The sequence below is a fragment of the Protofrankia coriariae genome (genome assembly GCF_001017755.1).
In the GTDB taxonomy this organism is placed as follows: Bacteria; Actinomycetota; Actinomycetes; order Frankiales; family Frankiaceae; genus Protofrankia; species Protofrankia coriariae.
On sequence record NZ_JWIO01000044.1, the window covers coordinates 15,938 to 27,844 of the forward strand.

At 71.1% G+C, this 11,907-nt stretch carries 10 protein-coding genes and 3 pseudogenes (1 of these 13 running past the window's edge); 7 read left to right on the forward strand and 6 right to left on the reverse strand.

What is annotated here, in order from left to right:
- Positions 1 to 723, reverse strand: a 723-nt coding sequence (locus FrCorBMG51_RS31855; RefSeq protein ID WP_476742220.1) for an MFS transporter, incomplete at its 3' end; no start/stop codon positions are given.
- A gap of 137 nt (positions 724 to 860) precedes the next feature.
- On the opposite strand from FrCorBMG51_RS31855, the gene FrCorBMG51_RS20370 reads away from it, so the two are divergent.
- From FrCorBMG51_RS20370 to FrCorBMG51_RS27365, 7 genes and pseudogenes are all read left to right on the forward strand, one after another.
- Positions 861 to 1,844 carry a DUF3027 domain-containing protein gene (locus FrCorBMG51_RS20370; RefSeq protein ID WP_047224638.1) on the forward strand — a complete coding sequence of 328 codons (984 nt, stop codon included), beginning with the start codon at positions 861 to 863 and terminating at the stop codon, positions 1,842 to 1,844.
- An 87-nt stretch (positions 1,845 to 1,931) separates the two neighbouring features.
- Positions 1,932 to 2,171, forward strand: coding sequence for a hypothetical protein (locus tag FrCorBMG51_RS20375; RefSeq protein WP_047224639.1), 240 nt, complete (start codon positions 1,932 to 1,934; stop codon positions 2,169 to 2,171).
- A gap of 40 nt (positions 2,172 to 2,211) precedes the next feature.
- Positions 2,212 to 2,379, forward strand: coding sequence for a hypothetical protein (locus tag FrCorBMG51_RS28605; RefSeq protein WP_157180602.1), 168 nt, complete (start codon positions 2,212 to 2,214; stop codon positions 2,377 to 2,379).
- A gap of 824 nt (positions 2,380 to 3,203) precedes the next feature.
- Positions 3,204 to 5,523 (forward strand): annotated as a pseudogene (gene purL, locus FrCorBMG51_RS20380) (phosphoribosylformylglycinamidine synthase subunit PurL).
- Between the two features lie 45 nt (positions 5,524 to 5,568).
- Positions 5,569 to 6,071: pseudogene (locus FrCorBMG51_RS20385) on the forward strand (IS607 family transposase); the annotation flags it as partial.
- A pseudogene (tnpB, locus tag FrCorBMG51_RS20390) lies at positions 6,068 to 7,093 on the forward strand (IS607 family element RNA-guided endonuclease TnpB); the annotation flags it as partial. The pseudogenes FrCorBMG51_RS20385 and tnpB, both read left to right, overlap by 4 nt.
- Before the next feature lie 46 nt (positions 7,094 to 7,139).
- Positions 7,140 to 8,014 (forward strand): IS5 family transposase gene (locus FrCorBMG51_RS27365; RefSeq protein ID WP_200902529.1). Its coding sequence is split into 2 segments (ribosomal slippage): positions 7,140 to 7,529 and positions 7,532 to 8,014, totalling 873 coding nucleotides; the frame shifts between segments, so codons are not numbered across the junction.
- Between the two features lie 112 nt (positions 8,015 to 8,126).
- On the opposite strand, the gene FrCorBMG51_RS20405 is transcribed toward FrCorBMG51_RS27365, so the two are convergent.
- From FrCorBMG51_RS20405 to FrCorBMG51_RS20425, 5 genes are all read right to left on the reverse strand, one after another.
- Positions 8,127 to 8,492 carry a VOC family protein gene (locus FrCorBMG51_RS20405; protein WP_174876265.1) on the reverse strand — a complete coding sequence of 122 codons (366 nt, stop codon included), beginning with the start codon at positions 8,490 to 8,492 and terminating at the stop codon, positions 8,127 to 8,129.
- A 156-nt stretch (positions 8,493 to 8,648) separates the two neighbouring features.
- A complete protein-coding gene (locus FrCorBMG51_RS32705) occupies positions 8,649 to 8,783 on the reverse strand; it encodes a hypothetical protein (RefSeq protein ID WP_256386275.1) in 135 nt (44 codons plus the stop codon).
- Positions 8,784 to 8,972: 189 nt separating this feature from the next.
- The gene (gene recN, locus FrCorBMG51_RS20415; RefSeq protein ID WP_047224641.1) at positions 8,973 to 10,718 is read right to left on the reverse strand and encodes a DNA repair protein RecN; all 1,746 of its coding nucleotides are present in this window, start codon (positions 10,716 to 10,718) and stop codon (positions 8,973 to 8,975) included.
- A gap of 104 nt (positions 10,719 to 10,822) precedes the next feature.
- Positions 10,823 to 11,710, reverse strand: coding sequence for an NAD kinase (locus FrCorBMG51_RS20420; RefSeq protein WP_047224642.1), 888 nt, complete (start codon positions 11,708 to 11,710; stop codon positions 10,823 to 10,825).
- 155 nt (positions 11,711 to 11,865) lie between these two features.
- On the reverse strand, positions 11,866 to 11,907 hold the 3' portion of the coding sequence (locus FrCorBMG51_RS20425; protein WP_476742221.1) for a TlyA family RNA methyltransferase. The gene runs 891 nt beyond the window's last position; 42 of the gene's 933 nt are visible here — the last part of the coding sequence; its start codon lies beyond the right edge, outside the window; the stop codon is at positions 11,866 to 11,868.

The following is an 11,907-nucleotide window of genomic DNA, read 5'->3' on the forward strand; positions in this document are numbered from 1 at the left end:
GAGCGCGCGGCGCAGCCGGCCGGTGATGTCCCGGCGGAAGCGGCCCGTCCCGAGGAAGGCACGTTTCTCACCCGCGGCGGAGTCGACGTGTTTCGGCAGGTTGAAGGCGAGCAGCACGCCGATCATGTAGACGATGGCGCAGATCCGCAGCACCCACGGATAGCCGACGTAGGGGATGTTGGCGATACCGAGCGCGGCGGGGGCCACCACCGCCCCGGCCACGATGTTGACCAGGGAGATCCGGGAGTTGACCTTCACCAGGGTCAGCTCCCGGGGGGTCACCCGCGGGATGACCGCGCTGCGGGCCACCCCGAACGACCGCGACAGCATCAGCAGCCCGAGCGCCAGCGGGTAGACCGCCACTCCGTCGAGGGAGCTCGCGAGCTGCCAGGCGAGCATGCCGCGGGCCAGGCAGATCGCGGCCAGGGCGGTTCGGCGACCATAGGCGAACCTGTCCAGCACCGGACCGATCACCGGTGCCAGCAGGACGAACGGCACCATCGTGATCAACAGGTACAGAGCGACCTTCGACCGGGCCTCACCGGTGGGCACCGCGAAGAAAAGCGAGCCGGCGAGTGCTACCGTGACCAGCGCGTCCCCAGCCGCGTTGACGAACGAAAGCTCCATCAGGGAGGCGAGCCCGGACTGTTCGGCGCCGCCCCGGCGGGCGGAGGCCCGCAGCTTCCGCACCCCCCTGGCGACACCGGCACCCACGTTCACCATGCTGAGTGTCCTCCCCCCCAGGAGAGCCATCACGACCACGCAGCGCAGTTCCGGAACGTGTAGGCGACAATACGTGCGTGGAGGCTCAGGATGTACAGCGCGGCCCGGCAGCACCCCCGGCACCGGTGAGCGGGGACGTGACGGTGCCCGTCGATCCTGACCGGCCCGTCGACCTGGACCAGCCCGTCGATCCGGACCGGGCCGACTGGCCGGCGCGGGCCGTTCGGGTGAGCCGCCCGTCCGCCTCGCCCAGGACCCCGCGCGCCCCCCGGGCACCGCGCCCACCCGCGCTGGACGCCGTGTGCGCCGCGGCCGTTGAGCAGGCCCGGGCCGCCGCCCTCGCCGAGGCTGGCGATCCCAGCCTGGTCGGTGAGCATCTCGGTGTCGAGGCCGACGGCGAACGGCTTGTCCTGCACCGTTTCGCCTGCCGGTCCCGCGCCTACCCCAACTGGGTCTGGACGGTGGTGGTGACGCGCGCCTCGCGCATGCGCAAGGCCACCGTGGACGATGTGGTGCTGATGCCCGGCGAGGGGGCGCTGACCGCCCCGCAGTGGGTGCCGTGGTCCCAGCGGCTGCGTCCCGGTGACGTCGGCGTCGGCGACCTGCTGCCGACCGCCGTGGACGACCCGCGCCTGACGCTGCGTCTCGGCGACGTCGAGGAGTTCGTCGACACCGACGCGTGGCACGAGATCGGCCTCGGCCGTCCTCGCCTGCTGTCGGTGATGGGCCGCGACGACGCGGTGGCCCGCTGGTATGCCGGCGAGTCCGGCCCGGAGGCGTCCATTGCCCGGGTTGCCCCCGCGGCCTGCCGGACCTGCGGTTTCCATGTGCGTCTCGCCGGCGCCCTGGGGCAGGTGTTCGGGGTGTGCGCGAACGAGATGGCGCCGGACGACGGCCGGGTGACCGCGCTCGACCACGGCTGTGGTGCCCACTCGGAGGCACTGGTGGCGCCGTCCGCGCACCCGGAGTCGGTGGTGTACGACGACGATCCGGGTGACGCGGAGTCCGTCGACCTGGAACTGGTCGGTGTTGCCGCGCATCCGCCCGGCTCGGTCCCGGACGATCCCGCCCAGGCCCCGGCCGGGGACGCCGCCGGCCCGGAGCCCTACGGCCACTCCTGACGCGGCTCCCAGCCTCTCTCAGCAGCCGATACGGGGCGGCGATCCGCAGCCGGGCGACTCTTCGTCCCGGCCGACGATGCACTTGGCATGGACGCGGAGTTCGACGTCGCCGGCGAGCCGTCCCCGGTGCCGGTTGCCGCCTGGACTCGGCCGTTGGAGGACTTCGCCCTCGTGTTCACGGCCACGGGCCTGGCAATCACCGGTATCCGGGAGCCGCATTTCTCCGAACGGCGGCTACGCGACGGACCCGTGGTGAGCCGAGCACTTCATCTGCTCTCTGTTCATGCTGATCACGGCAGGCTGGACTACCTGAACCGGACCACTTGAAGACGCATTCCGTTGGGTGCGTCCAGCGTATCGTGGCGGTATGAGCGAGCCTGGCGTCGTCCCGTGGTGGGACGAGGAGGACTATCCGGCGGCCGAGCATGACGCCGACTGTCAGGCGATCGACGCGGCCTGGGCGGAGCCCGGGGAGAACATTCCGCTCGAGGCGGTGCTGGCCGAGTTCGGTGACACCGACCTGCTCGCCTCCTGAAGCTCTGGCTCTGCGGCACCCTGCAAGATCGAGTTTCGTCCGGCTGCCTGGCGGGAGCTCCGGAAGATTCCGCAGCCGGCCCGGCGGCGTATCGAGGCTGCGATCGTCGGGTTGACCGATGACCCGCGTCCGGCCGGCTGCAAGGCCGTGGTCGGCCGTCCCGGGCACCTGCGCCTGCGGGTCGGAGACTACCGGGTCCAATCTACCTACCCCGTGATGCCGATCTCGTCATCGTCGTAGTCAGCACCGCTCACCGCCGTGAGGTCTACCACCGCTATTGATCCCACGATCGCACTTTTACAAAGAAATAGGTGTTTCCTTACCCGTCAGCTCCGCGCGGCCGGTACGACGATCCCGTTCCGCCGGCTACTCCCATCTCGCAACTTCAGTCAGTCTACATGCAAACTACATGCAAATTTTGAAGTCAATCTTGGGTGATGGAATTGTGTGATGAGGAGCTGGCAACAGACCTGCGAAGCGGGTCGCACAGGGAGGCTGAAGCGCGGGCCGCGCTGACCCGGGGGATTCCCGCCGGATCCGGATCCGTTCGGAGGCGGTGCCTGAGGCGCCAACCGGTTGGACGCAGTGGTGATCATATTGGGTGATCATATGGATGTGGGTGCAGCCGGGATGTGGCTTTTCGGGCCAGGCCCGGCGCTTCTGGGAAGCCTCCGGAAGGGGGTGCCCACCCCTTGGTCGGGGTTCACCGGCCGGGGCATCTCTGACCGGGTCTGAGCAGGTTTGTCCCGTCGGGATTCCCGGGCCTGGCCGGGCTCACGGGCGCTGGCCGGCTTCGCCGCGAGACGTCCGGGAAGATGGGTGGCGTGACCGGTACACCGACCGCACCCACCGTCCCGTCCACGCTACTTTCCGACGCTGTTGCGCCTGGCGCGACCGTGCAGCCCTACCGTGAGCTCGGGCTTACTGACGACGAGTATGCCCGTATCGTCAGCACGCTCGGGCGCACGCCGTCCGACGCCGAGCTCGCCATGTACTCGGTGATGTGGAGCGAGCACTGCTCGTACAAGTCGTCCAAGGTGCACCTGCGTCAGTTCCGCGACACGCCCGCGGGTGACCGGCTGCTCGTCGGCATGGGCGAGAACGCCGGGGTGGTCGCGGTCGGCGAGGGGCTCGCCGTCACCTTCAAGATCGAGTCGCACAACCATCCGAGCTTCGTCGAGCCGTACCAGGGCGCGGCGACCGGCGTCGGCGGCATCGTCCGCGACATTCTCACGATGGGTGCCCGGCCGATCGCCGTCCTTGATCCGCTGCGCTTCGGGGACGCCGACGCCCCCGACACCGCCCGGGTGCTGCCCGGGGTGGTCGCGGGCATCGGCGGCTACGGCAACTGTCTCGGCCTGCCCACGATCGGCGGAGAGGTCGTCTTCGACCCGTCCTATCAGGGCAATCCGCTGGTCAACGCGCTGTGCGTAGGGGTGCTGCCGGTCGGCCGGGTGCAGACGTCGGCGGCGACCGGGGTCGGCAACGCGGTCGTCCTGCTCGGCGCCAAGACCGGCCGGGACGGCATCGGCGGCGTGTCCGTGCTGGCGTCGGCGACCTTCGACGAGGGCGGCGGGCCGGCGCGCCGGCCGTCCGTCCAGGTCGGCGACCCGTTCACCGAGAAGATCCTCATCGAGTTCTGCCTGGAGCTGTTCGACCGCGGCTTTGTCGTCGGCATCCAGGACCTCGGCGGGGCCGGGCTGACCTGCGCGCTGACCGAGACGACCGCGGCCGGGCTCGCCGCCGGNNCCGCGGCCGGGCTCGCCGCCGGCGGCCCCGGCGGGATGACGGTCGACCTCGATCGTGTCCCGCTGCGGGAGGCGTCGATGGCGCCGCACGAGATCCTCGCGAGCGAGTCCCAGGAGCGGATGCTCGCGATCGTCACCCCGGACGCGCTGCCCGCGGTGCTCGCGCTCGCCGAACGCTGGGGCGTGCTGGCCACCAGGATCGGTACGGTCACCGACAGCGGGCGTCTGATCGTCCGCTGGCATGGTGAGGTCGTCGTCGACGTCCCACCCGGCTCGCTCGCCGACGACGGGCCCGTCTACGACCGCCCGGTGCGCCGGCCGGCGGACCTCGACGCCCTGCGGCTGGACGACCCGGCGGCGCTGCCGCGCCCGAGCACCGGGGACGAGCTGCGCGCGACCCTGCTGACGATGGTCGCCTCGCCGAACCTGTGCTCGAAGGAGTGGGTGACCGACCAGTACGACCGGTACGTGCAGGCGAACACCGTGCTCGCGCAGCCCGAGGACGCCGGGGTGATCAGGCTCTCGGAGGAGACGGGCCTCGGCATCGCGCTGGCCACGGACGGCAACGGCCGCTACAGCCGGCTCGACCCGTTCGCGGGCGCGCAGCTCGCCCTGGCCGAGGCGTGCCGCAACGTGGCCGCGGCCGGGGCCACACCGATCGCGGTGACCAACTGCCTGAACTTCGGCTCCCCCGAGGACCCGGAGGTCATGTGGCAGTTCGCCGAGGCCTGCCGGGGTCTCGCGGACGCCTGCCGCCGGCNCCGGTGGGAACGTGTCGTTCTACAACCAGACCGGCGCCACGCCGATCAACCCGACGCCGGTCGTCGGCGTCCTCGGCCTGTTCGACGACGTGGCCCGGCGGGTCCCGATCGGCTTCGCGGACGAGGGTGACTCGCTGCTGCTGCTCGGGCAGACCCGGGAGGAGTTCGGCGGCTCCGAGTGGGCCTGGGTGACTCACCGTAACCTTGGCGGACGCCCGCCCGCCGTCGACCTCGCCGCCGAGAAGCTGCTCGCCGAGATCCTGGTCGCCGGCTCCCGGGACGGGATGCTCACCGCGGCGCACGACATCTCCGACGGCGGGCTGGCGCAGGCGCTGGTCGAGTCCTGCCTGCAGGGCGGGCACGGCGCCCGAATCGTCTTCCCGCGGGACGCGGACCTGTTCACCGAGCTGTTCAGCGAGTCGGCGGGCCGCGCGGTGGTGGCCGTGGCCCGCTCCGAGGAGCTGCGCTTCACCGACATGTGCGCCGCCCGCGGCCTGCCGTGTCGGCGCGTCGGTGTGGTCGACGGCGACACCCTCGAGGTCCAGGACGCCTTCACCGTCACCCTGGCCGACCTGCGAACCGCCCACACCTCCACCCTGCCCTCCCTGTTCGCCGCCCCCACCCCGACCACGTGACCCGCAGCGACCTGTATAGCCCTCGGGCTCTGCCTGGCCCTTGAGGGCAGGCTGCCCGTCTCCGCGTGTAAGGTCGGCGGGCTGATCCTCGTGGACGAGCCGGCCAGGCCAGCCGTGGCGGGGACAACGGCGGTGTACGCCCGGGTATCGTCAGCCGGTCAGAAGAGCGACCTTGACCGGCAAGTTGCTCGGGTCACCGCCTTGCCGACGGGCAGGACCTGCCCGTCGGCAAGGTCGTGACCGAGGTCGGTTCGGCCCTCAACGGTCATCGCCGTAAGTTCCTCGCGCTGCTACGTGACCCCGGGGTGACCACGATCGTCGTTGAACACCGCGGCAGGTTTGCCCGGTTCGGCGCCGAGTACGTCGAGGCGGCGCTCGCCGCGCAGGGCCGGCGGCTGCTCGTCGTCGACCCGGCCGGGGTGGACGACGACCTGGTCCGTGACATCACCGAGATCCTCACATCGATGTGTGCCCGGCTGTATGGCCGCGGTGGCGCCGCGAACCGCGCTGCCCGTGCCGTCGCCGCTCCCACCGAGGCGGACTCGTGAAGGTTCTCCAGGCGTACCGTTTCGCGCTCGACCCGAACCAGGCCCATCGTGCCGGCCTGCGACGCGCTGACCCCGGCGCCGTGGACCCTGCCGGCGTTGCGGCTGCGGTGGAACCAGGTCAAGAACGAGATCGCGCCGTGGTGGCCGGAGTGCTCGAAGGAGGCGTTCTCCGCCGGCCTGGATCAGTTGGCGCGGGCGTTGAAGAACTTCTCGGACTCGCGCAACGGTAAGCGGAAGGGCCGCCGGGTCGGCTTTCCCAGGTTCAAGAAGCGCGGGAAGGCACGCGACTCGTTTCGCTACACGACAGGCGCGTACGGCCCGGCTGATGACCTGCGCGTGAAACTGCCCCGGATCGGCCGGGTGAAGGTCCACGAATCGATGAGCGCGCTCACGGGTCGACTTGCCGGAGGGAAGGGCTGACTGCTCGGCGCGACCGTTTCCCGGACCGCCGGCCGCTGGTTCGTCTCGTTCACTGTTGAGGTTGATCGCGACATACCTGAAGGGCCGTCGCGGCGGCAGCAGAAAGCCGGCCCGGTCGGTGTCGACCTGGGCGTGAAGCACCTTGCCGTGCTATCCACCGGGGAGACGATCCCGAACCCGAAGCATCTCGCCGGTTCGCTGCGTCGGCTGCGTCCCGCGCCTACGCCCGGTCGAAGCCGGGCAGCGTGGGCCGTCGGGGACACGCCGCCCGGCTTGCCCGTATCCATGCCCGCGTCGCGAACCAGCGCCGCGACGGCCTGCACACGCTGACCACCCGGCTGGCGAAGTCCCACGACACGATCGTGGTGGAAGATCTGCATGTGGCCGGGATGGTGCGTAACCAGCGCCTCGCCCGCGCCGTGTCGGACACCGGCATGGCCGAGGTCCGCCGCCAGCTTGCCTACAAGACCGGCTGGTACGGCTCCCGGCTGGTCGTCGCGGACCGCTGGTACCCAAGCTCGAAGACCTGTTCCGGCTGTGGCTGGCGACACCCAGGCCTGACCCTGTCGGACCGCACGTTCACCTGCCGGTCCTGCGGACTAGGGCCTGTGTCGAAAGTGGATCCTGGGCGTGAGATGATCTTGATTCGTGGCGCGTGGAGATCTGACGGACGAGCAATGGGCCGTGCTGGAGCTGCTGTTGCCGACGGGCAAGAAGCCCGGCCGGCCACCGATATGGACCCGGCGGCAGCTGATCGACGGCATACGGTTCCGGGTTCGTACCGGCATCCCGTGGCGGGACATGCCCGCCGAGTACGGGCCGTGGGGCCGGGCGTACGACCTGTTCCGCCGCTGGCAGCGCAACGGCACCTGGCAGCGCATCTTCACCGAACTTCAGGCCCGGGCCGATGCCAAGGACCTGATCACCTGGGACCTCAACGTCGACTCCACCGTCTGCCGGGCCCACCAGCACGCCGCCGGAGCGAGGAAAAGGGGGACCTGCAGAAGGAGCCGCCCGGCGGTGTCGCAGTCGAGCCCGACGACCACGGCCTCGGACGCTCGCGCGGCGGCCTGACCACCAAGCTGCACCTCGCCGTCGAGCAGGGGCAAAAGCCCATGTCCATCGTGATCACCGCCGGGCAGCGCGGGGACTCCCCGCAGTTCGAGGTTGTCCTGGGCCGCATCAGGGTGCCCCGGCTGGGGTCCGGCAGACCGCGCACCCGGCCGAGGCGGGTGCGCGCTGATAAGGCGTACGCCTCCCGGAAGAACCGCGCCTACCTGCGCAGACGTGGCATTCGCTGCACCATCCCGGACAAGGCCGACCAGGCCCGCAACCGAAGGAAACGCGGCTCCCGCGGCGGCCGTCCGCCGAAGTTCGACCCGGAGGACTACAAGGCTCGGCACGCGGTCGAGTGCAGCATCAATCGCCTCAAAAGGCACCGTGCCGTGGCCACGAGGTACGACAAGCTCGCGGTCCGCTACGAGGCAACCGCCCTGGTAGCGGCCATCAACGAGTGGCTGTGACCAGCACATCTGACGCCATGCCCTCTCCGAGGCGGCCAGCAGCTGATGAGCCGCTCGCCCAAGCCTGAGCGCTACGGCGTCTGACGGGGGATACCTGTCAACGCCGGTGATGTCAGGAAGACGTCAGGCAGAAGGGGTGGCCAGCCGGATCCAGGAGTACCCGCCAGCGTCCGTCGCCGGGCTGATGGTCCGGTTTGGCCGCGCCGAGTTCCAGGGCCAGCTCTTCCATCGCATCGAGGTCGTCAGCGCGGAAATCCAGGTGGAACTGTTGTGGCACGTCCTGACCCGGCCACTGCGGAGCCCGGTATCCGTCAACCCTCTGGAATCCCAGATCACAGCCGGAGTCGTCCGTCAGAGCGACGAACTCGTCCGTACTGAAGAGTTCGCGCATCCCGGTCAGTGCACCGTAGAAGCCCGCCAGCGTCTGCGGGTCGGCACAGTCCAGAGTCACCCCTCGCAGTACAGCGCCTGGCACCATTCGCTCCTTCGCGTCCGCGCGTCTGTCTCCGTGACCGCCGCTGCACGCGATCACCGGCCACAGCCACACCGTACTCGCCACATCCACCGCTGAAGTAGCGGTTTACCCCTGCCTCAGAGCAACGGGTGGCTGTGACCGGCGCTTTCGATACACGCCCTAGATGTCGGGCCATTCCGCCAGCGCGTCCTGGACGCCATCGATGTCGAGTGGGCCGTGCTCCCGCTCGTACTCTTCGACGATCTCCCGTAGTTGCCGCGTGTGGACCCGGTGCGCGAGCCCTGGCAGCTGCATCAGAACATCCACGAGGCCCGGTGCGCGCGTCGGCCCGCGGGACGAGGTCTTCCGGGACGGAGCCACCATTCTTGATCACGCACTCGGTGCAGTGCGGCTCGGCGGCGGGGCCATCTGCCATACGACCATTGTTGTGGCCATACGACCATTGTTGCTACCGTGCGTGGCAATCACAGAACCCAGACGTGGTCAGGGGATGTTGGCCTTGTCGGCGGCGGCGTTGGCGAGCAGTTCCTCGGCGTGGCCGCGGGCGAGCGTGCTCTCCTCGACGCCGGCGAGCATCCGGGAGAGCTCGCGGACCCGACCGGTGTCGTCGAGGGTTGTCACCCCACTGCGGGTCACCGAGCCGTCGTCGGCCTTGTTGATCACCAGATGACGGTCGGCGAAGGCCGCCACCTGAGGCAGATGGGTGATGCAGATCACCTGGTGTGTGCGTGCCAGCCGGGCGAGGCGGCGCCCGACCTCGACCGCGGCCCGCCCACCGACACCGGAGTCGACCTCGTCGAAGACCATCGTCGTGGCGACGTCGCCAGCGGCGAGGACGACCTCGATGGCGAGCATCACCCTGGAGAGCTCACCCCCGGACGCTCCCTTGTGCACCGGGCGTGACGGCGCCCCGGGATGCGGTGTGAGCCGCAGCTCCACCTCGTCCACCCCGGTGGGGCCATAGGCGAGCACCTGCCCGGCCACGGGGAGGCCGGCCGGGTCGGAACGCTGCGTGACGACCGCCTCGACCTTGGCCCGCGGCATCGCCAGGCCGGTGAGCTCGGCCGCGACCGCCTCGGCGAACTTCTCCGCCGCGTCCCCGCGGGCGGCGCTGATCCGCCCGGCGAGCCCGGCGAGCTCGGTGACCAGCCGGTCGCGTTCGGACGCCCACACGCCGACCTGGTCCTCGTCGGAGTCGAGCTCGAGCAGGCGGCGCCCGGCCTGGTCAGCCCATTCCAGGACGCCGGACAGGTCGGTGCCGTGGGCGCGGGCAAGGGCCGACAGCGCCGCCCGGCGGTCCGCGGCGGCGGTGAGCCGGACCGGGTCGGAGTCGATCCCGGCGGCGTAGGAGGCGAGGTCCGCGGCGACGTCCGCGAGCAGCATCCCGGCCTCGTGCAGACGGTCGGCCAGCTCGGACAGGGCCGGGTCGAGGGACGCCTCCGCCGCGACCATGCGGTGGGCGGTCCCCACCAGGTCGGTGGCGCCTGGCACGCTGTCGCCGGTGGCGGGGTCGGACACCAGCACGGCGTGGGCGCCGCTGGCGGCCTGCGCCAGCGTCTCAGCATGCTCCAGCCGGCGCAGTTCGGCGTCGAGCGCGGCGTCCTCCCCGGGACGGGGGTCGACCTTCTCGATCTCGGCGAGCCCGGTCCGCAGCAGTTCGGCCTCGGCGGCACGCTCCCGGGCCCGACCGGTGATCTCGGCGAGCCGGGCGGAGACCGTGCGCAGCCGGGTGTAGGCGGTGGCGTAGACGGCCAGGGGCTGGGCGACGGCGTCGCCGGCGAACCGGTCGAGGGCGGCGCGCTGCTCCCCGGTGCGCAGCAGCCGCTGCTGGTCGGACTGGCCGTGGATGGCGATCAGCCCGTCGGTGACCTCGGCGAGGACGCTGGCGGGCACCGCCCGTCCGCCGACGTGCGCGCGGGAGCGGCCCTCGGCAGTCAGCGTCCGCCCGAGGAGAAGACCGTCCTCGTCGCACTCGCCACCGGCGTCGCGGACCCGTTCGACCACCGGGCCGTCCGGCGAGACGATCAGCCGTCCGTCGACGAAGGCCCGCGCCGCGCCGGGGCGCACCAGACCGGCGTCCGCGCGCCCGCCGGTGAGCAGCCCGAGCCCCTGGACGATCATGGTCTTGCCGGCTCCGGTCTCGCCGCTGACCACGGTCAGGCCGGGCGCCAGCTCGAGCACGGCGTCGTCGATGACCCCGAGCCCGCGGATGCGAACCTCCTCGAGCACAAACGTGACTCTATGGGGTGCGGCGTCCACGCCGCCGGCCGGCCGGCCAACACACCGCCGGTGCGGGTGGCCACGCCGCGCCCACCGTGCTCACCGGCCGCTGTTCATCGGCCGCCGCGTCCCCGCCAGCCGGCCACCGGGAGATCGAACTTCGCGACCAGCCGGTCGGTGAAGGGGCGCGGGTGCACCACGGCGAGCCGCACCGAACGGCGTCCCCGCACGACCTCCACCCGGGAGAACGCCTCGACGTCCACCGACCGCCGGCCGTCGCAGGACAGCACGGCCGGCGTGGCGGGCAGCACCTCGATCGCGACCGACGACGTCGGGGCCAGCACCAGCGGACGCGCGAACAGGGCGTGGGCGCTGATCGGCGCGACCAGCAGGGCCTCGACGCCCGGCCACATCACCGGGCCGCCGACCGAGAACGCGTACGCCGTCGACCCGGTCGGGGTCGAACAGATCATGCCGTCGCAGCCCCACCGGGACAGCGGGCGGTTGTCGACCTCGACGACGCACTCGAGCATCCGGGCGCGGTCGACCTTCTCCAGCGACATCTCGTTGAGCGCCCAGCCCTCGTAGACCAGCTTGCCGCGGTGACGGACCGCCACGTCGACGGTCATCCGCTCCTCGACCTGGTAGTCCTTGCGGACAACATGATCGACAGTGGACTCCAGCGCGTCCGGCTCGGCTTCGGCGAGGAAACCGACATGGCCGAGATTGACGCCGAGCAGGGGCGCGTCGGCGGTGCGCGCGAACTCCGCCCCGCGCAGCAGGCTGCCGTCCCCGCCGAGCACGAGGACCAGTTCGACCCCGAACGCGGCGGCGTCATCGGGCGGGACCACGTTGTCGCAGCGCAGGTCGAGCAGTTCGGCCTCGTCCCGCAGAACCCGCGGGGCGACCCCGGCGGCGACGAACTGGTCCAGCACCCGCTGGGCGATCTCCCGGACGACCGAACGGCGCGGGTGGGTGACCACCAGGACTTCCCGGCTCACTGGGCTTTCCGGCTCATCGACGACCCTCGTCACGCTCGGTGGACGGCTCGGAATCGGAACCAGGATAGGCGGTGGAGACGGAATCGACGGTAGGGACAGAACCGGTGCCGGAGACAGGAGCAGCGTTGGAGGCAGGAGCGGTGTTGGGGGCAAGATCAGCGTCGGGGGCGGAAGCGGCGCGGCCGCCGGCCGGGCCG

Coding starts and splice junctions, on each gene's coding strand:
- FrCorBMG51_RS28605 (WP_157180602.1), top strand. CDS start 2,212: ATGAGCGAGCCTGGCGTCGTCCCGTGGTGGGACGAGGAGGACTATCCG.
- FrCorBMG51_RS32705 (WP_256386275.1), bottom strand. CDS start 8,783: ATGCAGCTGCCAGGGCTCGCGCACCGGGTCCACACGCGGCAACTACGG.
- FrCorBMG51_RS20405 (WP_174876265.1), bottom strand. CDS start 8,492: ATGGTGCCAGGCGCTGTACTGCGAGGGGTGACTCTGGACTGTGCCGAC.
- FrCorBMG51_RS20375 (WP_047224639.1), top strand. CDS start 1,932: ATGGACGCGGAGTTCGACGTCGCCGGCGAGCCGTCCCCGGTGCCGGTT.